Source organism: Aquirufa sp. OSTEICH-129A (assembly GCF_054558355.1).
Genome location: NZ_JBPXKC010000006.1, coordinates 85,429 through 111,606 on the forward strand (window position 1 = coordinate 85,429; position 26,178 = coordinate 111,606).

Consider the following 26,178-nt stretch of genomic DNA (forward strand, 5'->3'; position numbering starts at 1 on the left):
TTAAATTATTTACACGTCAAACATCCAACCATGAAATACTTGCTTCTTTGTTATTCAGTATTCTTATCTATGCTGGTAAATGCTCAAGTATCCATTGTTTTTCCTCATAATCGCCAGATTTTTCAGCGTAATGCTCAGAATGAGGCCATCATTTCCATACTTGGAAATTGCCCACAGGATGTCAGCTCGGTTCAATACAAGTTTGAACCAGTTAAAGCGGGTCAAGGGACTTTAATTAACTGGACAAGTATCAGTAGCGCACCTGCTTCTGGTTTTTATCAAGAGAAGGTGACGGTTAAAGGTGGCTGGTATACCTTAAAGATTCGCACCTACCAGGGTGATAAATTAAAAGATTCTACGCAATTAGAACGGGTTGGAGTAGGGGAGAATTTTATTATTTCGGGTCAATCCAATGCTCAAGGTGGTAATGGAAGACGTTCTGAAGAAAGTTTTTCAAAAGATGATCGTGTCAATGTAGCCAATATTTACAACTATTATAAGGATTATAATAATTCTCCATTTTACCGCTATTTAGGTCAATTAAACACGGATTTCCCTTTCACAGATTTTCAACATTTAGATGCCAAAAATACGATAGGTCCCATGGGCCTCTCCAATTATTATTGGGCTAGGTTGGGCGACCGTTTAGCAGAGACTTATAATGTGCCTGTCTGTTTTATTAATACGGCTTGGTTAGCTACCGCCATGAGAAACTGGTATGAGTCATCCTTGCCCGACCCTAAACCCTCTGCTAATCCATTTGATCCAACTCTTTTTTATGATGCTGGTTTTCCCTTTAAAAATTTAAAGCGAGCAGTTGAGCTTTTTGGTAAGAAAAATGGAGTAAGAGCTATTCTATGGCATCAAGGAGAAACCGATGCTTTTGGACTTAGATATGATCCCATTGAACTCCGAAAAGCCAAAACAGATACCTATCAGCAGAATTTTAAAGATATGATTAAGAACCTACGGACACAAACGGGAATCGATGTGCCTTGGTTAATTTCACGCGTTTCTTATTCGGCAGGTATTGCAAATGGAGTTTGCAGTATTGAATATAAGGATGAGTTATTGATTAGAAAACAAAGTGATATGGTAACCGAGGTGAGTGGAATTCCAGAGATTTACCTGGGGCCTTATACCGATGTGGTAGAGATACCGCGTAAAACAGACGATTTTTCTGGTTGTGTACATTTTTCACCTGACGCATATGAGGAATTAGCCTACCTTTGGTTGGAAAAAATTGGGGATGCCATTGGTAAAAATGCGAAGCCAATTAGTCCCAAACCATTACCAAGTTTCTCGGTGATTTGTGATAATAGTAATGCTACCAATTTGAGTGTTCAAACCACAGATAATATTAAATGGCTAAACGAGAGTGCTCAAGTTGTCAATTCTACAGCTACCATTCAAAAGGCTCTATCTGGCAATTATTCCATGCGTTTGGAGGACCGAGTTGGTAATGAATTTACTGTTCCTTTGTTTCAATTTAAGCCTTTACAAACACCTGCTACTCCTATTATCCTGGTCAAAGGTGATACCCTATTTTGCCAAGGGGGTTCTGTTGAACTGCAAGTTGCTAACCCTGATTTAACCTATATTTGGAATACAGGAGCCCAATCTTCGCTTATTACCGTTAAGGATAAAGGTTCATTTCAAGTAAAAGGGACGAATGCTTATCAATGTACTACTACGTTTTCGAAGGCAGTAAATACCCAGGTTTTTGATATTCCTGCTGCACCTGTTATCACCCAGGAAAGTCCTTATTTTCTCAAGACTTCCATCTTGAAAACAAGTGACACCAATTTGTTTTGGGAATTTAATCAAACGGTATTGCCAGAAAAAAACACCTTGTTACGCGTTCGAGATTCCGGAACCTATTCCTTGTATTTGACCAAAAAGTATGTTCCAGGACCTACTTGCGTTTCACCCAAGGCTAGTTTCAGCTACAGTCTTCCAGATGATCTTGGAGTAGTTGTATTCCCTAATCCTGTGATTAATTCTATGTCATTGCAGGCCAGAACATCCTTAGCGGGTGCCTTGGTTAAAATTTATACCTTGGATGGCCGATTGGTGATGGATTCACAAATTAGTCAAGATGGATCAGCCCAAATAAACGTACAGCACCTTTCGCAAGGCACGTATAAATTATGGGTAAGAACAAATGATCAATTGGAATACGTGAAAAATATCATCGTAAGCCATTAATTATAATCTTGTTCTAGGAATTTTTTCAATTTGATTTTGTCGTCTGACTTGTTGAAATCATTTGCTGCTTTTCCCCATGTCCAAAGGGTATAGGATAAAACTAAATCCTTTGGCAAATCTGCTGGTATTCCAGAGCTGATTCCTCCTTTTTTTGTTTTGATAAGAACAACCCCATTGGCTCCTCTTACTCCATAAATGGCGGTTAAGGAAGCATCTTTTAATACTTGAACTGATTCGATATCATTCGGATTAATGGAGTTCAAATTTCCTGATACGGGAACATCATCCACCACATATAAAGGACTGTTGGAATTAATAGATCCATATCCACGGATACGAACCATGGTTGCTCCACCAGGAGAATTGTCATTACCTACCGTCACTCCGGCAACCTGACCTATCATTTTTTGATTGACACTTGCTGCGTTTACATTTGCTAGGTTTTTATCGGTGATCTTCGCAGGAGCTCCATTATCCTTAGCTCTTTCTTTGGGAGCAATACCTGTATAATTCTTTTGAATAAATTCGATGCCAATCCCAGCTTGTCCAGCCGTATTTCTTGATTTATGGATTTTGATTTGCTGGATTTGGTTGATAGGGATGATGGTGGTATCATAAAAAGGTGCCTTGGTAAAGACGTCCATTGGGTCATAGAGGTAGATGAATAAACTATCTCGACGAATACTAAATGTTCGGCTTGCTTCCAGGGCTTGGCTTTTATTTGCCAATGCACTGGAAGAGGCTGTTTTGCCGAAATACGTACTTAAAATCTGACTAACTTCTTGAGAAGATGTGGAAGCTTGTCCACACACTGAAACACTCGCAAAAACAAACAGGGAAAAGAACACGTATTTCATGGCTTTATGAGTTAATTAGAGTTGGCTAAGACCTTTGCTGCTTCGCCTAATTTTTCATAGGACAAAATCATCGATCTTACGTTATGGTAGTTAATTTTCCATGAGTGTGACATGTGTCTCCAGATAGGTTCTCCCTCTCTAGTCATCAAAGGCCACCACTCACCGGTGTTAAAATTAATCATTTTATCGAAAACAAAACGATGTACTTGACGATAAGCTTTCAAGAAGTCTTGATCTTTAGTTAAAAGGTAGGCATCTGCCATACCAATCAGCATTTCAGCCTGTTGCCAAAATTCCTTTTCTTTATCATAGACTTGTCCATCATGAGATCCTTCCACATATACACCCCCAAATTCCCAATCGATTCCATGCTCCATGGAGTGGTAAAATGCTTTTTTTAGGTTTTCCATGTAGTCGGCCACGGGGAATTTTCCTATGCGTAATGCTTGCATAAGCAGCCAACCAAATTCTGAATTATGTCCATAGGAGGTATTGTCTACAGCAGAGGCTTTTTGTCCGCCCTCTGCAAATCGATCCCAACCCCAAACGATATCAAACTTAATTTGAGGCGCTACGCTCCAATCTGCCCAAAACTGAGGGACACCTGTTCCGTACACGGGATGCATGATTTTTTGAATCAAGATATCGATCGACTCCTTTAATTTTCTACGGTGCACTTCTTTGCCACTTGCTTCATAAAGGGTGGTGAAAGCTTCCATTAAGTGCATGTGCACATCCAAAGTTTTTCGGTCTCCACCCGGAGATCCTGGGCCCATTAGTTCCCATTCTTCCGAGAAGAATTCCCAATATCCACCTAGGTTAGTATCTACGGCATATTTTTGCAATAAGTCAAAAGTCTTTTCAGCATATTCCAGACCGATTGGATCACCCGTGGCAAGTGTATATTCACTTAAACTATAGATGACAAAACTGTGGCCATATCCAATTTTTTGTTTGTTGGTCGCAATTCCTTTGCGGTCCATCATCCAGTAAAAACCTCCGTTTTTCTCATCCCACATTTTCTCTATCAGAAATTTAACGCCATGCTCGGCCATTTCCTTCATGATAGGACCACCAAATCCATGTCGATAGGCTTGAGAATAGGTAAACACGGAACGGGTTTGCGCAATGAGTGATTTTTCATCAGTTCCTGAGTCGTTTCCAAACTCATCAAAATGGGTTAAATAACCCCCATATTCTTTATCAATAGTTCTTTTTGACCAGAAAGGCAGTAAATGCGCTTCGGTATAATCTTTGATTTCTTTTCTTAGTGTTTCAATTTCTTGAACGTTCATAATTGTGATTGGTTTAGATCTAAAATTTCTTGAGGGGAGGCGGCACCGGTTTCGCCTAATTTGTGGATGGAAATATGTGCACACAAGGTAGCAAATTCGCAGGCTTCTTGTATGCTGGCACCTGCAGCCTTGGCGGCAGAGAATCCAGCTACGACCATGTCGCCCGCGCCGACAGTGTCGATTGGGCCTTTGGCGGGTATGCCTGCTTGCCAATGAAAATGATGTTGGTCGGCATAAATTAAACCTCGATCACCTAAGGTAACCAAGGCACCTTGTTGGCGGCTATTCACCCAGTTTTGTACAATATTGGGTACTAAATTATTATCTTCTAATAAGGCCGGGTCGATGTTGAGAACATGGGCTAATTCTGACTCATTTACTTTTAATAGTACATTATTAGCAAATTTCCCCAGACTTCTTAAATCAGCTAAGCCTGTTTTTTGTTGCTTTTGCAAAGCATTTTGCAACTTTTCAAGGAGTATTTGATTCAATAATGGATAGCGGAATTGCTCATTGATGATCACCCAATCATACTGGGCCAGTTGATCACAAAGTGCATTGACTAAGTCATTACTCGCCTGTGTGATATCTTTTTTTTGTGTTCCAAAGTCGATACGATTCAATTCCACATCTCCTAACATGGGTTTAGAGTAGGTGGGTGTATCCATACCTTTCGTTTCACGCAAATAGTCGGACTGAATGGCTAGATTTTGACAGTGGAAGTTCATGTCGCGACCAAAAATATCGGACCCAATTAATCCAAATGCGGAGGTGGGAACACCCAAGACAGCTAGGTTTTTGGCTACGTTTCCCGCTCCACCTAAGCCTGTTTTCGGGGATTTCGCCCAGTGAACTTCTTTGTTTGTTTCAACAGATATATCGCCGGTATTTTCAATTTTTTGAAAGTAAAAATCAATGGCAAAATCTCCTATGACCGCTATTTTTAGGGATGAAATGCGGCCAAGGATATGCCGTAATTGTTCGGGGGACATGCGTACAGGGTATAGTTTGAAATAATAGGTTTATAATCTTGTAAAGCTAAATAAAAATCGGTAAAAGAGCGGGGAAAGGAAATGGTAAATTGTGATATTTATACTTGGTGACATGTTGAAGATAATTGAAGCATGCTGTTTTTATTTAGCTTTCAAAAAACAAATTTCCCAATTGAATCTACATAGTAAATTCTATATTCTACATCTTTATTGGAATCCATATTTCCTCCTCTGAATTTGGATCATTATTTTTATATTTTTCTCCCAAGACTTCAAAATGTGGTCGATGATCTAGTTCATATTGACTTGATGGTAACCACGAACCAAAGATATATTCAAAGATTTGAGAATTAGCACTTAAACCTTGGTAGTCAAATACCGCATAATGCCCGCCAGGTAATTGTAATTCGTTCATTCCATGGGGAATGTGAGCACTCGGACTTACTTCTACACAGGCCCATTTTTCAAAGTTATTCGAAATAGAAAAATGTGAAAAATAATTCGGAGGGTAGTTTTGTAGTGATATTAAATTGGAGGAAAGAACCTGAGTTATTTCCTGGCGTCTAGGAATGAAGTTAGCCCAAAGTTGACCTGTTTTATTGGTTTGTAAGCTCATTTCTAGGTGTAAACCAATAAGTCTTTTGTCTTGAATAAACTCTATACGGGGTGTCAATGTTGGAAAATGCATAAAGGAGAATTATGGTTTTTTAAACATGCGTTCATAACGGCTTATCCAATCTGCCACTGTTATTTTTTGGGCTAATTGAGCGATTAATTCATAGGGTATATCCTCCATTTTTTTGAATCGAATACAACTTTTGCCCATATCTAATTTAGATGTAGCATACTTTGGGTATTCAGCTTGGAACCATTGAAGTAAATGGTCATCTGCATATAAGCCCATGTGATACAAGGCAATGAAGTTCTTTTGGGAAGCGATGCTCAGGAAGGGCAGAGGTTCATTTTTTTTACAATGGTAGCCCTCAGGATAGGTTGCTAAGGGAACTACATAGCCAATCATGCCATAACTCATGGATTCTTCAAAACCCGGAGGAAGATGTTGAACTATGGTTTGTCGAAGTTTAGCGATGATTGCTTTTCTGTCATCTTCTAATTGGTTTTGATAATCATCTGGGGAAATAGCAGTTGTGGACATGGAGGAGATCTTAGATTTACTAAAGTAGTAAATTTGAAAATTATTCGGGAATCCCTCTGACAAGTTTCCATTTTCAACCTTATCAACTTTTTTGGAATGCCCTGGCAAAGAAGCGGATTTCTAAGCACTATATTAGTTTCATTATCATAGAAATATAGAACTAGGGAAATCCGCTTTTTGCCAAGATATTGTTAAGAGTAATTCTATACTTTAATAGCTTCTAGAAATTCTAATATAATCGAAACTGTTCAAGTAATTTCTAATTTAAACAATACTTATTGGGGAGGAAAAACAGAGCTTACTAGCTTAGCTTGTTCACTGGATGTACCCAATGAAAACGTAACGCTAGTAGGACTATTCGCAGAAATGGGGGTAGTCTTACCGTCAAATGGTGTTACTATTAAGTTTTCAATACCTTGACACAAGGGACCGCCTTGGGGTGAGCTACCATCACTCTGCCATAATCCATTATAAATCATGCCATAGGTACCTCCAGCAGGAACGGCATAAGTAGTGGTAACTTCATCAATGACAGTTACTAAAGTACCACTTAAGATTGGCCAACCTATTGCATTTGGATTGTCAATGGTGTGAATTGGATTGGTAAGAGGGCCTGTTTGTACATGTAGAACATAGGTATTGTTCTTAGCAGAAACAAATGTGAACTTAGCTTTTAAATTTGACATATTAATTAGAGATTATTTCCTACTCGTAGGCTTTTCGGTTTCCGCCTCTCATTGAATTGATTGAATGAGAACAATCCGTTTATAAAGTGGTATCTGCTCCACTTTTATATTTTTTGTCACCTTGGGTGGTCAGCCCTATTTGACCTTGGTTAACAATGCTTGCCGGTAAGGATATCCTTTTATAGTTTGGTAAGCATTTTATACAAATTGTTTAAGTAGAACTTTTGACAATTACTAACCTGAAATCAACTTTGCAGGTCATAAATGCTTCCAAATCTAGCTTTTCACTTTAATTACTATGAGCTAGATTTTACCTTGTTAAGTTTTTTTTTGTTAAGCGAAATTTAAATTCTTGAGTTTGTAGATAAAATCACCCTAATAGATAGGATATGAAGGCTTTGTTCTGAATTTCAAATAGGCCTATTTTTTGTAAACAAAAATTTAAATTCCCAAGATTGGGAATTTCCAATGAGGCCTAAAGTTGATTTTTGTCCTAAGGGTTAGATTTGTCCATGGGTTTAAACCCGTGCAAAGGATAAGGAAGGAAGTTTTTAAGGCATTCAAAAGATGCCTAAGGATAGTTGGATAAAAATAACAGCTTTGTCAAATTTTAAAAATTTGACAAAGCTAAACAAGTCCTTAGGCTTTCGGATTGGATTTTTCTCTTTCTAGGCCAATTTGATTGACCGTTTCATATAAAAACTTGGCATTGACTAATAGGCGATCAATTTCTTGGCCAAAGAATGAAGCAGTATGTTCATTCCATTTTTTAGGATTTTGATCTAATTCTCGGAAACTTTTAGAAAGCGTGGATATGTATTCTTTCTTCTGGGGAGCGTCATTGATGAAAATAGGAGGATATAAATCATACATCAGCATCCAGTTTTTAGCCACTCGGGTTACCCGACCGTTTCCGTCCACGAAGGGGTGAATACGTATTAATTCATGGTGAAAATAGATGGCTCGAATGATGGGGTTTGAGATAAATTGCATCCGATAAAACAGTTCAGACACCAAGCCGGGGACTTCGTTTTTGTCTGGACAAATATGGGCCCCAACTTGAACCAAAGATTTTCTGTAACGATTCGGATGAATGGCATTGGTTTCAGGGGAGACGAGCCGAAGTAATTGAAAAAGCTGAACTTCTTTTTCGAAGTTATGGTGCGAAATAATTTCCTCAATGACAAAATCCAGCGAAACCTTCAGGTTTTTTAAATATTCTTCTGCCTCCTCCTCATTCTGAGCCTCCATTTGGGCATTTTTGATGCTGAGAAGTTCTTGAAGCTCTTGTACATTGGTCAAATAAGTATCCAGTAAATCATCATCTAAATGATGCCGACTGTAGATAATAAGACGGTATATCGATTTAACTAAGTGGTTAATTTCATTAATTTTAGTCTGATTGACATTTATTTCTTCAATGGGTAATAATTCCATATCGACTTATTCTTAGTGATTTTTATGTAATAATCATGGCACTAACGAATTAAATGCAAGAATATTGGGGAGATGGAAATAAGAATCAATCCAATAGCGAGTCTTCAAACAGATTGCGGCCATTGGGCAGGATGCCATTAATTATCCTTAATTTCAGTTTCCTTAAAATGCGAAGAATTGGCTTTTCGGAAAATTTCATAATACAGGCCAATAACTAAAAAATCTCGACCAATTTCATCGTTTATTTTATAGTCAAATTGATGCAAAAGGCCAATTTGCAGCGTGGTAACTTTGGATGGTTTATAATTCAGCGCAACTAAAAATCGATTTCGTTCAAAGTAAGGTTCCTTATCCGTAAAGAAAAACTCATTGCTGACACTTACTTGAAAAGCTTGGTATTCATCCCGAACGCGTCCTAAAGGCAAGGCGGCCCCCATGCGATAGCGAAAACGATTTCGGTAGCCATTGCTGGTATACCTAAATTCCTGGCGAAATCGTTGTTCAATTTTTATTTTACCGATGGATTGTGATAGTGTTATTTGTGGCCAAAGTCTGAATTCATCATTGTTTTTGGGTAGTATAAAATTTCCCCCTTCCTTGTAGGTTTGGTAGCTACCAGCTCCTAATGTTAACTTGGCGTTTTTGTGGACTTGATAATTAATGCCTCCCTTGTATTCATAATAATGGAAGTTATTATAAAAGTTTATGGAGCGAATTTGGCCTTCTCCCCAAATGCTCCAAACATCGTTTACATTATAATTGGCATTTAGGATATTCCAACTTCCAGGCTTGGTATTTTGGGCTTGGAGAGCCTGAGTAGCCATACCTGTGATGAACAAGTATAATGTAATTTTTTTCATTAAATTGAATATTGGTGTAAAAAGCAAAGTTTTGGTTTACATTAAAACTTTGCCAATATAAGATTTCAACTCCTCCTTTAGGAATTGGAAAGTCCTGGCAAATTTAAGCAAAGGATTTTAACTAAATTGAATTGATTGGAGATTTGTCAAATTTTCAAAATTTGACAAATCTTAGGTTTTTTCCTGAGCTATTTTCGTAATTTTATACTCTGTTTCCCAATTAAAACTTTTGTATTTTGGCCTTAATCAAATCAATTTCTGGAATTCGTGGTACCATTGGCGGAAAGCCTGGTGAAGGACTTAGCCCAATCGATGTCGTTACTTTTGCTGCGGCTTATGGTACTTGGCTTCGTCGAAATAATCACCCATCCAATTCCATCGTGATTGGTCGAGATGCCCGTATTTCAGGGGAAATGGTTTCTTCCTTGGTATCCAATACCTTGATTGGATTAGGATGGAATGTGTTGGATATAGGATTGTCTACTACTCCCACTGTTGAATTGGCTGTGCCTTGGACAAAAGCTGCCGGAGGTATTATCATCACCGCTAGTCATAACCCTGCCCAATGGAATGCTTTAAAATTATTAAACTCTGAGGGTGAGTTCATTTCAGATGCCGATGGAAAAGCCTTATTGCAAATAGCCGAACAACAAGATTTTCAATTTGCGGAGGTGTTACAATTAGGTAAAATCACGCAAGATGATACCTTCCTAGATCAACATATTCAACATGTACTAGACCTTCCTTGGGTGGATGTTAATGCCATTGTATCCTCTAAATTCCGCATTTTGGTAGATGCCGTGAATTCAACGGGAGGTATCGTGGTCCCTCATTTATTAAAAGCCTTGGGTGCCGCTCATGTGGATGTAATCTTTGGTGAACCCAATGGTCATTTTGCTCATAACCCAGAACCACTTCCTGAAAACTTGACCGAAATGATTCAACAAATGAAGTCGGGAAATTACGACCTAGGTATCGTAGTTGACCCTGACGTGGATCGTTTGTGTTTTATCAATGAAGATGGAACGCCATTTGGTGAAGAATATACTTTGGTGGCAGTGGCCGATTATGTTTTATCGAAGCAAGTGGGTAATACCGTTTCTAACTTGTCTTCAACACGTGCTTTGCGGGATGTTACTGAATCCAAAGGGGGGCATTATTTTGCCGCTGCCGTAGGTGAAGTTAATGTGGTGAATCAAATGAAGGCTCAAAAGGCCATCATAGGTGGAGAAGGTAATGGAGGAGTAATTTTCCCTGAATCACACTATGGCCGCGATGCACTAGTAGGTATAGGTTTGTTTTTAACGCATTTAGCCAATTCAGGTAAGAAAATATCTGAACTGAGAGCTTCTTATCCTGCCTATGTGATTTCAAAGAATAAAATAGAGCTTTCTGCTAATTTGAACGTGGATTTAATCCTTGATTCGATTGCCAAAGCTTATCAAGAATACAATGTCAATACGATTGATGGGGTCAAAATCGACTTCCCGAATGGATGGGTGCATTTGCGTAAATCCAATACGGAACCCATCATTCGAATTTATGCGGAAGCTTCTACGGAAGAACAAGCCAACACTTTTGCTCAACAAATTATGAATGCGATTGAAAAGATCGCACAGTCTTAACATTTATGTCGAATACCATCACGCCTATCTATTTGGACAATGCGGCCACTACACCCATTGACCCAAAAGTTTGGCAAGAAATGCAGCCGTATTTTGAAAATTTCACGGCTAATCCCTCCTCGATTCACGCTCATGGCCGACAAGCCAAAGTGGCGATAGAGCGTGCGCGCAAGACCATTGCGACCTTATTGAACGCTTCTCCTTCAGAGATTTTCTTTACTTCGGGAGGAACAGAGGCAGATAATACGGTCATTCAATCAGCTGTTTTGTATGGTGGGGTTAAAACCATCATCACTTCTCCATTGGAACACCATGCGGTTTTGCATACGGCAGAGGCCTGGATGAAACTAGGTTTGGTCGATTTGAAAATAGTGCAATGTTTACCTGATGGTACCATTGATTTGTCGGATTTAGAACGCCTATTACAAGAAAACCATCATGCTCTGGTGACCTTGATGCATGGAAATAATGAGATTGGTAATTTGTTGGATTTGAATGCCGTAGGTGCGCTTTGTGAGCAATATGGTGCTACATTTCATTCAGATACCGTTCAAACCATGGGGCATTATCGCCATGATATGTCGCAATTACCTGTTAATTTCATTGTGGGCGCAGCTCATAAATTTCATGGTCCCAAGGGTATTGGCTTTTTGTATGCCAAAGCGGGTTCCAAGTTTCATCCATTGATGCACGGTGGGGCTCAGGAGCGAAATCAACGAGGAGGAACGGAAAATGTGTATGGAGCCATTGGCTTAGCTAAAGCATTGTCCATTGCCTATGAAGAAATGGATGAACATGAGGCTCATATCAAAGGTTTGAAAGCTTATTTCATCGAAGGCTTGAAAAAAGCATTCCCTAATGTGGAGTTCAATGGTAAATCAGGTGACGTAGAAAATAGTTTATATACTGTTCTGAACGTGCGTTTTCCTCAGGTAGCCGATGGTGATATGCTTTTGTTTCAGTTAGATATTGAGAAAATTTCTGCATCAGGTGGTAGCGCCTGTTCTAGTGGAACATCGGTGGGCTCCCATGTACTTTCTGCCTTGAATCCAAATGCGACCGGTGCGGCTGTTCGTTTTTCTTTCTCAAAAAACAATACCCAATCGGAGATCGATCGGGTATTGGAGGTACTGAAGAAATTAATTCCTGCGTCTTAGTAAGCGCGGGCAAAAATAACACGTTGTTTTGATGGCTTTCCAGTAAGAATGCAGGTTCCTGCTTCTTCTGGAGAATCCAAAGGAATACAACGAATGGTGGCTTTGGTCAATTCTTTGATCTTTTCTTCCGTTTCAGGACTTCCATCCCAATGGGCCGACAAGAATCCACCGTCCTCTATTTTGGCTAAGAATTCATCCCAGGTATTCACTTCAAAAGTATTGGCTGCTCTAAAGTCTAAGGCTTTTTGGTAAATACTGGTTTGGATATCTTCCAAGGTATCTACAATCACTTGCTCTATGCCTTCAAATGGCAAACTGGTTTTTACGCGGGTATCCCGGCGAGCCAATTCGATGGTGCCGTTTTCTATATCACGGTTACCGATGGCTAAGCGAACTGGTACTCCTTTTAATTCGTATTCAGCAAACTTAAATCCAGGACTTTGATTTTCAGAAATATCAAATTTAACGGAGATAGCTCTTTTCTTTAAGGCAGCTACTAAAGGGTCAATCTTAGCTTTGATATTGGCTAATTGCTCTTCGCCTTTATAAATTGGTACAATAACCACTTGAATAGGAGCCAATTTTGGAGGTAAAACCAAACCTTGGTCATCCGAGTGTGCCATGATTAAAGCACCCATTAAACGGGTGGATACACCCCAAGAAGTACCCCAAACATATTCCTGTTGGTTGGCTTTATTCAAAAACTTCACATCAAAAGCTTTCGCAAAGTTTTGTCCCAAAAAGTGAGAGGTTCCTGCTTGCAAAGCTTTTCCATCCTGCATCATGGCTTCGATGCAATAGGTGTCTTCCGCACCAGCAAAACGTTCATTGGCTGTTTTACGTCCTTTGATGACAGGCATAGCCATAAAAGTTTCGGCAAATTCAGCATAGATGTTCAGCATTTGTTCCGTCTCTTCTACCGCTTCTTCTTGAGTAGCATGGGCCGTATGGCCTTCTTGCCAAAGGAATTCGGCTGTTCTTAGGAATAAACGAGTACGCATTTCCCAACGCATCACATTAGCCCACTGATTCATTAAGATAGGCAAATCGCGGTAGGACTGCACCCAGTTTTTATAGGTAGACCAAATCACGGTTTCAGAAGTAGGACGAATGATTAATTCTTCTTCCAATTTTGCTTCTGGATCTACGATTACTCCGTGGCCATTTGGGTCATTTTTTAGTCGGTAATGGGTTACCACCGCACATTCTTTCGCAAAACCTTCTACGTGAGAAGCTTCTTTGGAAAGGAATGATTTAGGGATTAATAGGGGGAAGTAGGCATTAACGTGTCCTGTTTCTTTGAACATGTCATCCAAAGCTCTTTGCATTTTTTCCCATATAGAATAGCCATAAGGTTTGATGATCATGCAGCCTCTTACCGCCGAATTTTCAGCTAGGTCCGCACGCTTCACCAGTTCGTTATACCATTCAGAATAATTTTCAGCTCTGCTGGGTAAGGATTTACTCATAAAAATAGCTTGTCGCGTAATTAATTAAATATTTATTCGTTTTATTTGTGTTAATATTATCACTCAACGAACGATTAGCGACAAAGATACGTTATTGTCCTTAGTTAAGCTTATACTTTTATCTCGAAGACCATGAAAAATCAACTAATTATCTTGTCTTTTCTGGGTATCGCGGCTTTATTTCAAGGCTGTGTGACCATTCAGGTCAGTCCATCAGGAGAAGTTGCCAAGAAGCAATTTGCTTCAGATGATTTGTATGATGTACCCCAGCGTGCCGTGGCCTCTACCAAAAAAACCAAATCGGATTATTTGAACTTCGATGATAATACGGTGGTGATTGAAGAGGAGGAAGGCATAGCTGAACAGTCGACGTATTTGAACTCGAGAAGCGTATATAATTACAATAACAGTGTTAATCCGAATACCTACAACCAAGGATTCAATCGGGGTTTTAATGCGGGCTTTAATTCTGCCTCTGCTTGGAATAATTGGTATGTTAATCCCATGATTAGCTTTGGATATGGATTTGGTTCTCGTTGGTTCTCGCCATTGAATTCTTATAATATGATGATGAACCCTTACAGTTCAGCATTTGGAATGATGTATGACCCTTTCTTTGGTTCACCTTATGGCATGGGATCAATGTACGGATTTAATTCATTCCGTTATTATGATCCCTTTTATAACCCTTGGTCATTTTATAATCCATACCGTAATTTTGGTGGGGTAGTGTACAATAATTACAACTATTATAACTCATTAGGTTCTAATGGCTATAATTATAATAATACCACAGTAGATCCACCTCGTAAGGTTAATTATGGACCAAGAGATGCCGCTTCTTCAAACCGTGGTAGTTATGGGGATTCCTTCTCGAATACGCCTAGAAGTGGTAATAACTATTACAATAGTCAAGGTTCTAATCAGCCAAGTACTTATTCCAACCGTTCGGTAGGCACTCAATCTTATGAGCGTTCGGCCGCACCGAGAAGAAATAGTAATGTGGAATACCGTTATGCGGAACCATCCCAATCACGTCAAGTAGAAACCTTTTCTAGACCCTCTTATAATTCTGGAGGAGGTTCTTATGGTGGAGGTGGAAGTACTGGTGGCGGAGGCGGCGGTGGAAGTTCACGTGGACCTAGGTAATATTTAAACTTATGAAAAAGTACATTGTAACAATCGCCTTAGGATTGTGCTTACCTAACCTTGTGTTTGGGCAGATATACAGCTATGCCAATTTGGCCAAATACTTTTCTTCTACTTATGCTACAGGAACGGCTCGTATGCAGGCATTAGGAGGCACACACAGCGTTTTGGGAGCGGATATCAGTTCCATCTCGGCTAATCCAGCTGGATTGGGATTTTATAACCGTTCGGAAGTGCATCTAAGCATGGCTCAACAAAATTCGGAAACCTCTTCCAATTATTTAGGCACTAGTGCTAAGCAGACAGATGCCTTGTTTCATTTACCTAGTTTAGGTTTGGTTTTAGCAGGAGACCCTACTAGTTATAGCAAATGGCATGGGGCTTTTGGTATTAGTTTTACTAGGCATGTGGTTTTTACGCAACCTGTTTATGTATCAGGAACTAATAATCGTTCCTCTTTATTGGATTCATTCATTGAAAAAGCGGATGATAAAAAGGCTACCGGGGCTAGTTTAGATGATGAATATAGTTCTGCAAGCAATTATGCTGATAGCCCTGAAGCAGCAGCCTACCAAGCATATTTGATTGATCCTAATCCAATCAGCGGTGGAGTACCTTTCTCTCGTTATGAGCCTAATTTACCTACCTCACAAGTCGGAGAGGTGGTTAATTCCGGAGCTTTAAGTAGTTGGAATTTTAGTTATGGGGCTTCTTACATGGACAAATTGTACATTGGTGCAGGTTTACAGTTTTCTAAAATTACCTCCACAACAACGAGCAATTGGACAGAGGATTATGTAGGTGCACGGTATGTGGCGGCCATGAATTACCGAGAAAATTTAGTGACCAATGGTTCGGGAATTTCTTTGTCCTTAGGGATGATTTATAAATGGAGCCCTAATTTACGGGTGGCTTTTAATTTCCAAAGTCCTGCCTATTTTGATCAAATGAGTGAGCGTTATGATGCTCGGATAAGCCCGACTGTCAATGGCATACCTTCATTTGATTCCAATGGGACGCCTATCATTATCACTAAGGTTAGACCTGTTTATGTGACGCCCAATGAGTTTACATATCAAATGACCACGCCCATGACTTTATCTGGTGGTTTGGCCTATTTCTTTGGTAAAAGAGGCTTTTTAAGTATGGATTTGGCTTATGTGAATTACCCTGGCATGCGGGTTTCTTCAGGGGAATTATCCTCATTTGCTAATCAACAATTTCAAGATAAACATAACGGACAAATCAAGCGTAATTTTGATTCTGCTCTGAACATCAAATTAGGTACGGAAATACGCGTAACGCCTAACTGGAATATACGGGCTGGGGTAGCTCAGTTTGGGAGTGGATTTGCTAGTACCTATGATAGTATCGATCGCAATAGCCTTCAAATTTCTGGTGGAATTGGGTACCGCGCCTCTTCCTTTTATATTGATTTGACGGCTGTCAAGCGCAGTGCTAAAGATGGATTTACACCTTATAGCTTAAAAAATGCTGCAGATTATTCATCAGCCATGTTGACTAAAGATAACCTGCAGCTAGTATTAGGAGCTGGAATATTGTTCTAATTATTGAACGGGAACATAAGATTCAATCAACCATAATAATTGATTGACACTGATTTCTCCATCGACTTGTATATCCGCTTGTTTATAAAAAGGAAGTCTTTCTTCAAATGTCTTTTTGATGGTGGCTATGACCGCCTCCTCACTTTGGCTCTTATCTAACAGTGGGCGATTGTTTCCTTGGGCCTTATATAATCTTTTGGCTAGGTCGTTCAACTCCACGTTCAAGAAAATACTAATACCATGCTTTTTCATGTACTCCATGTTATCAAAAAAGCAAGGTACACCACCTCCTGTTGCAATGACCATGGATTGATCAGGTTGGAAACCGTGCAAGGTTTTGCGTTCTAATTCACGGAAATGAGCTTCGCCTTGAGTCGAAAAAATTTCTGAAATAGTTTTTTGTTCCCTTGTCTCAATCAGCTTATCCATATCCGTAAAACTAAATCCTAAGTTTTTAGCTAATTCTTTCCCAAGAGTACTTTTACCCGAGGAGGGCATTCCTATTAAATAAATATTTTTCATTCTTAATCTGTTGTTATTAAACGTTGGTCTATGTCTTCGATACTAGGCAGGTGGTAGGCAGACCATTTACCACGAACAGTTCCTTGGTTAAGTAACCAAAGTCCTGGACTAGACCGAATGATGGTTTTTAATACTTTGGTATCCACAGACATGGCTGGGAAATTCAATTGGTACTCGTGTCGGATGGCATTGACTTCTTCATCAGAGGAAGCACTCAATAGCCATACTTCAATTCCTTTTTTACTAGCTTCTTTGGCCAGCACACCAATTTCTTTTAAAGCCTCTACATGCGCGTGATGTACATTAGGCATGATGACCATGAGTTTCTTTCCTTTGAAACTCTCAGCGGTATAATCTGTGGTATCATTTTCTACCCAAATTCGATAATCTGTGATTAAAGGTCGGGCCTCTTTTTCATTTAAAGCCTGCATCGAAACAAATACGGCCTGGGTATCAGCTGGCATTTCGGTCAGGGTTTCCTCTTTACCATTGATTTTATACACATAAGAAAAGCGTAAGGCTTCTCTGGACTTCATGTTTTGTGGAATATTATCTCCTTCAGCATAAGGGAGCCCGTCGTGGATAGGTAAATAAAAATAGCAGTAAAGACCTAAAGAAACACTAATGAGGGCACTCAAGACGATGGGGCTTAGGTTTTTATTAAAGGTTTTTACTTTGTCCGTAAATAATAAACTAAGCGCCAAAACGAATAAGAATACATCTTTAAAGAAAGAGGTCCAAGGAGTTAGCTTAATGGTTTCTCCAAAGCATCCACAGTCGGTCACCTTGTTGAAATAGGCCGAATAAAAAGTCAAAAAGCCAAAGAAACCCAATAAGGCTAAAAAGGTCCAGAGTACTTGTTTGGTTCGGTAATTAACCCAAAGAGCGATTCCTAGAACGATTTCCATGCTGCTAAGCAGGATGGACAGTGGCAAAGCAAAGGGAATCCAGAATTTCCAGAAGCCTTCCATGGCAGGAAAATCTTGGGAGAATACATCAAAGTATTCCTCTAATTTTAATTGCGTTCCAATCGGGTCATTAAGTTTGATGAGCCCTGAAAAAAGGAAGATAAAAACCAATAAAAAAGTAGCTATTCGACTGTATGGCCGCATATTATTGGATTATTGTTGTTGGATTTGCATTTGCTCTTCCTTGATTTTGATCAAACAAAAAACAGCATAGTTTAGCATGTCTTGATAATTAGCCTCTACACCTTCTGAAACAAGGGTGACGCCCAGGTTGTTTTCGATTTGTTTGGTACGGAAAATCTTCATGAGGATTAAATCCGTCATGCTACTCACCCGCATATCTCTCCAAGCTTCACCGTAATCATGGTTTTTGTTTCTAAGAAGTTCCAACGTAGTTTCTACTTGATGGTCGTAAAATTGACTTAATTCTTCTGCACTGAATTCCATTTGTTCAGAATTTTCCAGTGATTTTTGAATCAAGGCTATGATGCAATAATTGATGATGCCAATGAATTCACCTTCAATACCATCTTGGATTTTTTGCTCTCCTTTTTCTTGAATGCTGCGAATGCGCTGCGCTTTAATAAAAATTTGATCTGTTAAACTGGGCAATCGTAGAATTCGCCAAGAAGTACCGTAATCTTTGTTTTTTTTATCAAACAAGGCTTTGCAGTGTGAAATTACTTGTCGATATTCGATTTCAGTTTGGGAAGGCGCATTGTCCCTGTTCATAGGAGAGGATTAGTTTACAAATCTCTTTTTTTCAGACTACAAAAATATTTAAATTATCCTAAATTTCAGCTCATTTGGAAGCTCTTTTTCCATCTTTTCAAACAATTCGATATAAGTCTGGATTGATTGATCTTCAGATACCTCAAATCATGGGTATATTGAACGCTACACCCGATTCTTTTTTTTCGGCTAGTCGGGTGCGTGTCATTGATGATTGCTTGGCTTTGGCTGAACAAATGGTTCAGCAAGGTGCAAGTATTTTAGATGTTGGAGGACATTCTACTCGACCGAATGCGGAGGCTGTTTCAGCCCAAGAAGAGGAAGATCGTGTTGTTCCTGTTTTGGAGGCTTTATCGAAAGCTTTCCCCAATGTCTGTTTGTCGGTAGATACTTATCGACTATCTGTTGCCCAAGCAGCAGTACGTGCTGGGGCAGATTGGTTTAATGATGTTGGAGGCGGACAAATGGATGAGGGGATTTTTGATTGGGTAGCAGAAAATCAAGTTCCTTATATTTTAACGCATAGTGTAGGGGCTTTTTCTCAAGTACATCAAGTTCCTGCCTATGAAAGTGTGGTGGAAGAAGTTTGGTTAGACATGGCCAAGAAAGTACAAAGCTTGCGGGCATTAGGTGCAAAAGATATTATAGTGGATCCTGGCTTTGGTTTTTCAAAATCACTAGATCAGAATTATCAATTATTGGCTGCTTTGCATCAATTGAATTATTTGGGAGTACCTATCTTGGTGGGGGTATCACGTAAATCCATGATTCAAAAAGTGTTAGGAACATCACCTGAAGAATCTTTGAATGGAACCAGCGTGCTACATACTGTGGCATTGCAGCAAGGGGCTAAAATCTTGCGGGTTCATGATGTTTTAGAAGCCCGAGAGTGTATTACTTTAGTTAAGAAATTACAAGAAAATGGTTTATCCAATTTACCATAATCACCGCTGGATTGATCCAGATCAGGTGTATGTCAGTATCCAAGATGTAGGTTTTCTACGCGGCTTTGGCATATTTGACTTTTTTAGGGTCATGCATGGTAGACCTATCTTTCTTTCAGATCATCTTGATCGATTTTTAGCTTCGGCAGAAAAGATGGGTATTGTTCATAGTTATACCAAAGAGCAATTGGCTGGCTTGGTTCATGAAATTGCTGCCAAGTCAGAAGTGGAATGCCTAGGAATCAAAATGGTATTAAGCGGAGGAGATTCTTCTAATGGTTTTGAGCCTCAAGGAAAAAGTCAATTATTCATCATACCTAATGAGTTTCAGTTTATGGACCCTATTCATGGTATGAAATTGGCGAGTCGGAATTTTGTGCGCGAAATGGCTGATATCAAGTCTTTGAATTATGCCTATGCCATTCGTAACTGGGGGACCATTAAATCCCAGGGATTTGATGATCTCATTTATTATACCAACGAGTTTGGAGTCTCAGAATCTTCCAGAAGTAATTTATTTTGTGTCAAAAACGGGGTTTTATATACGCCAGCCCAGCATATTTTGGAAGGTATCACCAGAAAGCATGTGATAGATTTAGCCTCTTCCTTTTTGGATGTGAAAGTACAAGATGTTAGTTTGGAAGCCTTTAAGCAAGCTGATGAAGTATTTACGACGGGAAGTACCAAGCGGGTGGTACCCATTCTTCAAATCGACGATAGCATCATAGGTAATGGTAAAAGAGGTTCGATAACGGCTCAGTTATACGACCTACTTATTCAACATGAATACTAGGATGCAGGAGGCCTAAAGGCCTTCATGTTTGCCTCATTACAAATCAAAAACGGTCCTCCAATTAAATCAATGCAATAGGGGATGGCTGGAAAAACTGCCTCTAAACACTGACGAATAGCCTTGGGTTTACCGGGTAAATTCACTATCAGTGATTTGCCTCGAATGCCTGCTGTTTGCCGACTAAGTATGGCTGTAGGAACGTATTGCAAGCTTACCTGACGCATAAGTTCTCCAAAACCGGGCATCATCTTTTGGCATACTGCCTCTGTAGCTTCAGGAGTCACGTCGCGTAGAGCTGGGCCTGTTCCACCCGTGGTAACTATCAAACAAGCTTCATTTTCATCGGCCATTTGGCACATGGTCTGCTCCAATAAAGCTTGCTCATCAGGAATGACAGCGTATATCACTTCAAATTCCGAAATCAAATATTCTTTGAGTAATTCTACCACGGCTTTGCCTGGAATATCTTCATAGATACCCGCACTTGCACGATCGGAAACATTGATAACCCCTATTTTGATCATTTCTTTTGTTTATTTTTTTGCTCCATTTTAATGAAAGCTTTGGGCTTTTTTTCCATGGGAATCGGTTCATTCAATAAATCACGAATCACCACCGAGGCACAAACCCCTCCAAAAGCGGCAGGCAAATAGGAAATGGTTCCGTAAGCAGACTTCTTAAAGTTAGATCCATCCGTCAAAATCAAGGATTCGTCTTTGACTTTTTCTTGAGAGTACACGGCTTTGATACCACGAGATACCCCCATTTTACGAATACGTTTTCTGACTAAGGAAGCCAGGTAGCATTCTCGGGTATCTAATAAATCGGCTGTTTTGAGTTTGGTAGGATCTAATTTTCCTCCTGCGCCCATGGAGCTCACAATCTTCAAATTAAGGTCATAGGCAGTTTTCAATAAGGTCAACTTGGGTGTGACCGAATCGATGCAATCCATAACATAATCATATTTTGTTTTTTCCAGAATCTCCTTGGCCGCTTCAGGGCTCAAAAAGGTTTCATGTTCATGTAATACTAAGTCTGGATTGATGGCTTTTAATCGCTCAGCCATTATCTTTACCTTAGCCACACCGTGGTTGGTGGCAAGGGCGGGTAATTGACGGTTTCTGTTTGTCGGATCTACCACGTCGCCATCTACAATGGTCATGGTTCCCACCCCAGCCCGTGCAATGAATTCAGCGGCAAAGGAGCCAACTCCACCTAACCCCACTATCAAGATATGGGCATTTTGTAATTGCTGAATGCCTTGTTCTCCAATGAGAAGTTCCGAGCGACTCAGCCAACGAAGGTCTTTAGTACTCATATTTAGGATATTTCTTCCTTGATTTGATAATCAGTTGTCTTGTCAGAATTAGTCACCATCAGTTCACCGATAAATCCTGCTAGGAATAATTGTACTCCTAGAATAATGGCCACTAAGGCCAAAAAGAACAGAGGGTTGTCCGTGACATTCCGGTATTTTAAATGCTGGGTGATATTATAGAGTTTTTCGCCAATCAACCATAAGGTGATGATACTTCCTGAAAAGAAAGATAAGATACCTAAGCTACCAAAAAGGTGCATGGGTCTTTTGCCGAAAGTTTGGACAAAAGTGATGGATAATAAATCCAAAAAACCATATAAAAAGCGTTCTAAGCCGAATTTGGTAACACCATATTTTCGAGCTTGGTGCTGTACAACCTTTTCCCCAATTTTAGAAAAACCATTCCATTTGGCTTGTACGGGAATATAGCGATGCATTTCACCATATAAGCGAATGGTCTTGATGACTTCCAATTTATAAGCTTTCAGCCCACAATTAAAATCATGCAAATAAACCCCAGAAAGAGCTCGGGTGGCAGCATTGTAAAGTTTGGTTGGAATGGTTTTTGACAATGGATCAAAACGTTTTTGTTTCCATCCTGAAACCAAATCAAACCCATCCGAGGTAATCATTTCATACAGAGCAGGAATCTCGTCTGGAGAATCTTGTAAGTCAGCATCCATAGTAATAACAACACGGCCTTGGGCCTTTGAGAACCCTTCATGCAAAGCGGCAGATTTTCCATAATTGCGGGCAAAAGAACTCGCTTTTAGGCTGGGGTATTGAACGGATAAGGATTTTAATACTTCCCAAGAGTCATCCCGACTACCATCGTTGACAAAAATCATTTCATAGGAGAAATGATTGGCTCGCATGACCCGATCAATCCAAGCACATAGTTCAGGGAGTGATTCAGCCTCATTATAGAGAGGGACGACGATGGAAATGTGTAGCGTAGAATCTTGCATGTTGACAAAAATACAAAAAGCTAAGTTATTATTTTAGGGGAAGATTAAATAGTAAGGTTTTAATAATTCTTGAAAATCAGGGTGGTAATCACCTTCTTCGTCCCGAATATAGATTTTCTCCAAGTCAATCTCTCCTTTTTTTCTAGAGCCAAACAGCATGTGGCGAAGTACCTTGGCCTCTGGTTTGGGGATAACTTCTGCTATTTTCTTGGCGAATAAACCCCTCTTTTCAGCTGCTTGTTGGAATACCCCCATTTCATAAGGAGGGTATAAAACTGCAAATTGTCCATGTTCAGACAAGTGTAGATCAATGGCTTGAGCTAAATCATCTGCACTGAGGTGGTCCGCATGAATGGCCATTTGCTTGGATTGATCTGAAGCTGATAAATGTTGGGAGAAAAAGGGCGGATTGCATACGATGAGCTCATATTTTTGCTTGGAAGTCCAGGTTTTTATATCGCCTTGATATACCTTAATTTGCTCTTTAAATGGACTAATTTCGGCATTTTGTCGGGCTAATTCTGCTACCTCTGAATGGATTTCTAAACAATCCATTTGAAGAGTTGCAGCCTTTTGGCAAAGCATATGGGCAATCAAGCCGGAACCAGTTCCGATATCCAGGGCATGTTGGGGATTTTCCATGGGAATCCAGGCACCGAAAAGGCAAGCTTCTGTACTAATTTTAAGTCCGGGTTTTCCGTGGGCCAGTTGAAATTGTTTGAACTGAAAAATGGATCTACTTTCTGCCATAATCCGCTGGATTTTCACCCCAGTTTTCTGTTTCCCATTTGAGGATTTTTGTTTGGTAGAAATTACCTTTTAACCATGCTAGTGCCTTATCCACTCGTTGGAATAGCTCTTCCGTTTCAGCATTTCGTTCCAAATTGGTCTTGATGGCCTTGTTTCTAACCCAAGCGATGGCCGTTCTTGAATCAGAATATAATGGGAAAGGGCAGTCGATTTTCTTTAAATAGGCCAAACCATGAACAATGGCCAAGAATTCTCCAATATTCACGGTGCCAATAGGATAGGGACCTTGCGCAAAAAGCACTTCTTTGGTTTCGGTATTTACGCCTTGGTATTCCAATACACCTGGGTTACCCGAACAAGCGGCATCAACAGATATACTCGGTATGATGATGGCTTGCGTATTTCTGGATTTAGTAATACTGGTTTTTTTTTGCATGTCTATGCTTGCCCAATAATTCTTTTTGAAGGCTTCCTCGGCTGCGGCTCTGCTATCAAATGATTTATATTGTGCCCCAGGGAAATTCTTAATCAGCTTTTCCGTCTTGCCCCAAGAATCAAAAATTCCGGTTTCATGACCTGCCCAAATGACATAATATTTTTGCTTTTTACTCATACTTAGAACAATCGAGTTTTGATGATTTTAATAGCTATGGCAATTAATATAACACCAAAAACTTTGCGTAAAATTTGAGTACCTACGTTTCCTAATTTCTTTTCAATCCAAACACTGCTACGTAAAACGAGGTAGATGAAAATTAGGTTGATAAGTATGCTGACGATGATATTTTCTTCTTCAAACTGCGATTTTAAGGAAATCAGCGTGGTCATGGTGCCGGCTCCGGCGATGACAGGAAATGCTAAAGGCACGATGGAATGTGTACCACTTTGTATTTCTTCCGCTTTGAAAATATTTCTACCTAAAGTCATTTCAAGGCCAATTAAAAAGATAATCAAAGCACCTGCAACGGCAAATGAATTGGTATCTACACCCAATAAATGTAAGATGAACTTACCCGCAAAAAAGAATCCAATCATGATGGCTCCAGATACCAAGGTGGCCTGTTCCGCATGGATGCTTCCATTTTTCTTTCGAAGATCAATGATGATGGGAATAGAGCCCAAGATGTCAATCACGGAAAAGAGAATCAAGGAAGAAGAGATAATTTCTTTTAGGTTGAAGTGCATGTTAAACTTGTAGTAGTTGAATGAGCGTATGTATGTCCTCGACGGTATGGCTAGGAAAATTGGCAATGCGGAAAGTGTTGTTTTTCCATGTGCCATAGCCCTTACCTAGGTCGATTTGGTTTTGTTCTCCTACGTGGAGTATGCGGCTCACCTCAGCGGATTGTCCTTTCAGAGCGAGCACGGTGGCCAATCGAAGTTCATTTTTTTCTATTAAAAAATCAAATTCAAATTGGGATTGATGCGTCCAAAAATCCTCCCAAATGGCCATTTTTTCCATGGTGTTCTTGTGAATTTCTTCAATTGGAGGCAAGGTTTGACTTAATCGATTCAATAAGTAGATTCCTAGTACATTGGGTGTATAATGGGTTTGAAACAGCTTTCTGTTTTGTTCCATTAAAAGGATGCTATTATAATGGTCTTTTTTGCTAAGTTTTTCAGCTCTTTTCAAGGCTTTAGGAGAACAGACTAATACACCTAAACCGGCTGGAATGCCCATGCATTTTTGACATGAAGCCAGCCAAACGTCTGCTTCTGCCCAAGGTAATAAAATGCCTCCCATGGAAGAAGTCGCATCTACCGCAATCAGGCAATCATCGGGAAAACCTAAAGCTTGTCTGTTGATTACTTGCCCCGTTCCATTAGAAGTTTCACTTTGAACCAAACATAGAGTATCTATTTTCGATTTTAAATCAGGAGATATTTGTTGAGCAAATTCCGATAAAGACTCATTGAGCCCAAATTCTAAACTAGATGCTAGCGGGATAATTTGTTCCACATAATGTCCCCATTTTTTACCAAAAGCGCCGTTGTAGAGATGTAGGCTTTGTTTTTCTATCAAAGACTGTGCCACGATTTCCCAAGCCTCAGTAGCTGAAGAAATAAAATAAATGGTATAATCCGAAGGAATAGCCCATTTAACGTGCAAGTTTTCCAGCGTCTCTTTTAATAATTTTTCAAAGCGGGCACTGCGGTGGTTGATGCTCACAATTCCCTGCTCATACGCTTCTTGGATGAAGCCCAAAGTTTGAGGATAGACTTTGGAAGGACCAGGGTAAAAAGACAGCATGTTAAATAAAGGAGTATAGGCCTAAATCATAACTTCTTAATCCAAAACCAATGATGCTTCCTTTGCATTTTGGACTTAAGTAGGAATGTGCACGGAATGATTCACGGGCATGTACATTGGAAATATGCACTTCAATGACTGGCGTAGTGATGGCTGAAACGGCATCTGCCAAAGCAATGGAAGTATGGGTATATCCGCCTGCGTTCAATAAAATACCGTCATAGCTAAATCCCACTTCATGCAATTTACTGATCATCGCGCCTTCGCTATTGGATTGAAAATATTCCAAATCCAATTCCTTGCCGAATTTATCTTTCAGTACTTCTAGGTATTGTTCAAAGGTCTGATGACCATAAATTTCTGGTTCTCTTGTTCCTAGCAGGTTCAAATTGGGCCCGTTAAGAATCAATATTTTTTGTCGTACCATAAAAATGGGTTTTGCTTAATCTTCTAGGGATTTAAAAACATCCGTT

At 39.7% G+C, this 26,178-nt stretch carries 27 protein-coding genes; 7 read left to right on the forward strand and 20 right to left on the reverse strand.

What is annotated here, in order from left to right; translation table 11 throughout:
• Window positions 1-30 precede the first annotated feature (30 nt).
• Window positions 31-2,208 (forward strand): T9SS type A sorting domain-containing protein, encoded by a 2,178-nt coding sequence (locus SKC36_RS11405; RefSeq protein WP_459454698.1) that lies wholly within the window; start codon window positions 31-33, stop codon window positions 2,206-2,208.
• Here SKC36_RS11405 and SKC36_RS11410 read toward each other — a convergent pair.
• From SKC36_RS11410 to SKC36_RS11445, 8 genes are all read right to left on the reverse strand, one after another.
• A complete protein-coding gene (locus tag SKC36_RS11410) occupies window positions 2,205-3,065 on the reverse strand; it encodes a TonB-dependent receptor plug domain-containing protein (protein ID WP_459454697.1) in 861 nt (286 codons plus the stop codon). The two genes, SKC36_RS11405 and SKC36_RS11410, sit on opposite strands and share 4 nt — an antisense overlap.
• A gap of 11 nt (window positions 3,066-3,076) precedes the next feature.
• Window positions 3,077-4,360 (reverse strand): AGE family epimerase/isomerase, encoded by a 1,284-nt coding sequence (locus tag SKC36_RS11415; RefSeq protein ID WP_459465962.1) that lies wholly within the window; start codon window positions 4,358-4,360, stop codon window positions 3,077-3,079.
• The gene (locus tag SKC36_RS11420; RefSeq protein WP_459465963.1) at window positions 4,357-5,352 is read right to left on the reverse strand and encodes a bifunctional heptose 7-phosphate kinase/heptose 1-phosphate adenyltransferase; all 996 of its coding nucleotides are present in this window, start codon (window positions 5,350-5,352) and stop codon (window positions 4,357-4,359) included. The genes SKC36_RS11415 and SKC36_RS11420 overlap by 4 nt, the downstream gene beginning before the upstream one ends.
• Before the next feature lie 199 nt (window positions 5,353-5,551).
• A complete protein-coding gene (locus SKC36_RS11425; protein WP_459465964.1) occupies window positions 5,552-6,040 on the reverse strand; it encodes a GyrI-like domain-containing protein in 489 nt (162 codons plus the stop codon).
• A gap of 9 nt (window positions 6,041-6,049) precedes the next feature.
• Window positions 6,050-6,508: a DUF1801 domain-containing protein gene (locus SKC36_RS11430; RefSeq protein ID WP_459465965.1), complete on the reverse strand. Its 459-nt coding sequence runs from the start codon at window positions 6,506-6,508 to the stop codon at window positions 6,050-6,052.
• A 275-nt stretch (window positions 6,509-6,783) separates the two neighbouring features.
• The gene (locus SKC36_RS11435; RefSeq protein ID WP_459454692.1) at window positions 6,784-7,194 is read right to left on the reverse strand and encodes a hypothetical protein; all 411 of its coding nucleotides are present in this window, start codon (window positions 7,192-7,194) and stop codon (window positions 6,784-6,786) included.
• Between the two features lie 639 nt (window positions 7,195-7,833).
• Window positions 7,834-8,631: a Fic family protein gene (locus SKC36_RS11440; protein ID WP_459454691.1), complete on the reverse strand. Its 798-nt coding sequence runs from the start codon at window positions 8,629-8,631 to the stop codon at window positions 7,834-7,836.
• 137 nt (window positions 8,632-8,768) lie between these two features.
• On the reverse strand, window positions 8,769-9,491 hold the full coding sequence (locus SKC36_RS11445) for a DUF2490 domain-containing protein (RefSeq protein ID WP_459454690.1): 723 nt from the start codon (window positions 9,489-9,491) through the stop codon (window positions 8,769-8,771).
• 236 nt (window positions 9,492-9,727) lie between these two features.
• Between SKC36_RS11445 and glmM the strand changes: the two genes are divergently transcribed.
• Window positions 9,728-11,116 (forward strand): phosphoglucosamine mutase, encoded by a 1,389-nt coding sequence (glmM, locus tag SKC36_RS11450; RefSeq protein WP_459465966.1) that lies wholly within the window; start codon window positions 9,728-9,730, stop codon window positions 11,114-11,116.
• Between the two features lie 5 nt (window positions 11,117-11,121).
• Window positions 11,122-12,273 (forward strand): cysteine desulfurase family protein, encoded by a 1,152-nt coding sequence (locus SKC36_RS11455; protein WP_459465967.1) that lies wholly within the window; start codon window positions 11,122-11,124, stop codon window positions 12,271-12,273.
• On the opposite strand, the gene proS is transcribed toward SKC36_RS11455, so the two are convergent.
• Entirely contained in the window at window positions 12,270-13,742 is a 1,473-nt protein-coding gene (gene proS, locus SKC36_RS11460; RefSeq protein WP_459454687.1) for a proline--tRNA ligase, read from the reverse strand. The genes SKC36_RS11455 and proS overlap by 4 nt on opposite strands.
• Before the next feature lie 132 nt (window positions 13,743-13,874).
• Here proS and SKC36_RS11465 point away from each other — a divergent pair, with 132 nt between their 5' ends.
• A complete protein-coding gene (locus SKC36_RS11465) occupies window positions 13,875-14,891 on the forward strand; it encodes a hypothetical protein (protein WP_459454686.1) in 1,017 nt (338 codons plus the stop codon).
• Between the two features lie 11 nt (window positions 14,892-14,902).
• The gene (locus SKC36_RS11470; protein WP_459465968.1) at window positions 14,903-16,459 is read left to right on the forward strand and encodes an OmpP1/FadL family transporter; all 1,557 of its coding nucleotides are present in this window, start codon (window positions 14,903-14,905) and stop codon (window positions 16,457-16,459) included.
• On the opposite strand, the gene SKC36_RS11475 is transcribed toward SKC36_RS11470, so the two are convergent.
• Genes SKC36_RS11475 through SKC36_RS11485 form a run of 3 tightly spaced genes read right to left on the reverse strand, consistent with a single transcriptional unit; the run spans window position 16,460 to window position 18,681 of the window.
• Window positions 16,460-16,981, reverse strand: coding sequence for a shikimate kinase (locus SKC36_RS11475; protein ID WP_459454684.1), 522 nt, complete (start codon window positions 16,979-16,981; stop codon window positions 16,460-16,462).
• 2 nt (window positions 16,982-16,983) lie between these two features.
• A complete protein-coding gene (locus tag SKC36_RS11480) occupies window positions 16,984-18,093 on the reverse strand; it encodes a BT_3928 family protein (RefSeq protein WP_459465969.1) in 1,110 nt (369 codons plus the stop codon).
• Window positions 18,094-18,102: 9 nt separating this feature from the next.
• The gene (locus SKC36_RS11485; protein ID WP_223142712.1) at window positions 18,103-18,681 is read right to left on the reverse strand and encodes a DUF1599 domain-containing protein; all 579 of its coding nucleotides are present in this window, start codon (window positions 18,679-18,681) and stop codon (window positions 18,103-18,105) included.
• Between the two features lie 74 nt (window positions 18,682-18,755).
• Here SKC36_RS11485 and folP point away from each other — a divergent pair, with 74 nt between their 5' ends.
• Together folP and SKC36_RS11495 are read left to right on the forward strand one after the other, a co-directional pair.
• The gene (folP, locus tag SKC36_RS11490) at window positions 18,756-19,625 is read left to right on the forward strand and encodes a dihydropteroate synthase (RefSeq protein WP_459465970.1); all 870 of its coding nucleotides are present in this window, start codon (window positions 18,756-18,758) and stop codon (window positions 19,623-19,625) included.
• Entirely contained in the window at window positions 19,603-20,418 is an 816-nt protein-coding gene (locus tag SKC36_RS11495) for an aminotransferase class IV (RefSeq protein WP_459465971.1), read from the forward strand. Before folP ends, SKC36_RS11495 begins: the two co-directional genes overlap by 23 nt.
• Here the strand turns inward: SKC36_RS11495 and mog are convergent.
• The 8 genes from mog to aroQ are packed head-to-tail and all read right to left on the reverse strand — an operon-like array spanning window position 20,415 to window position 26,132.
• Window positions 20,415-20,942 (reverse strand): molybdopterin adenylyltransferase, encoded by a 528-nt coding sequence (mog, locus tag SKC36_RS11500; RefSeq protein WP_459454680.1) that lies wholly within the window; start codon window positions 20,940-20,942, stop codon window positions 20,415-20,417. The genes SKC36_RS11495 and mog overlap by 4 nt on opposite strands.
• On the reverse strand, window positions 20,939-21,736 hold the full coding sequence (locus tag SKC36_RS11505) for a tRNA threonylcarbamoyladenosine dehydratase (protein WP_459465972.1): 798 nt from the start codon (window positions 21,734-21,736) through the stop codon (window positions 20,939-20,941). The genes mog and SKC36_RS11505 overlap by 4 nt, the downstream gene beginning before the upstream one ends.
• Before the next feature lie 2 nt (window positions 21,737-21,738).
• Window positions 21,739-22,704, reverse strand: coding sequence for a glycosyltransferase family 2 protein (locus SKC36_RS11510; protein WP_459454678.1), 966 nt, complete (start codon window positions 22,702-22,704; stop codon window positions 21,739-21,741).
• Between the two features lie 33 nt (window positions 22,705-22,737).
• The gene (locus SKC36_RS11515; protein ID WP_459454677.1) at window positions 22,738-23,454 is read right to left on the reverse strand and encodes a tRNA1(Val) (adenine(37)-N6)-methyltransferase; all 717 of its coding nucleotides are present in this window, start codon (window positions 23,452-23,454) and stop codon (window positions 22,738-22,740) included.
• A complete protein-coding gene (locus SKC36_RS11520) occupies window positions 23,441-24,067 on the reverse strand; it encodes a ribonuclease H1 domain-containing protein (RefSeq protein ID WP_459454676.1) in 627 nt (208 codons plus the stop codon). The genes SKC36_RS11515 and SKC36_RS11520 overlap by 14 nt, the downstream gene beginning before the upstream one ends.
• A 2-nt stretch (window positions 24,068-24,069) precedes the next feature.
• Window positions 24,070-24,639 (reverse strand): MarC family protein, encoded by a 570-nt coding sequence (locus SKC36_RS11525; protein ID WP_459454675.1) that lies wholly within the window; start codon window positions 24,637-24,639, stop codon window positions 24,070-24,072.
• A 1-nt stretch (window position 24,640) separates the two neighbouring features.
• Entirely contained in the window at window positions 24,641-25,705 is a 1,065-nt protein-coding gene (locus tag SKC36_RS11530) for an aminotransferase class V-fold PLP-dependent enzyme (RefSeq protein WP_459465973.1), read from the reverse strand.
• A 1-nt stretch (window position 25,706) separates the two neighbouring features.
• The gene (gene aroQ, locus SKC36_RS11535) at window positions 25,707-26,132 is read right to left on the reverse strand and encodes a type II 3-dehydroquinate dehydratase (RefSeq protein ID WP_459454673.1); all 426 of its coding nucleotides are present in this window, start codon (window positions 26,130-26,132) and stop codon (window positions 25,707-25,709) included.
• Between the last annotated feature and the right edge of the window lie 46 nt (window positions 26,133-26,178).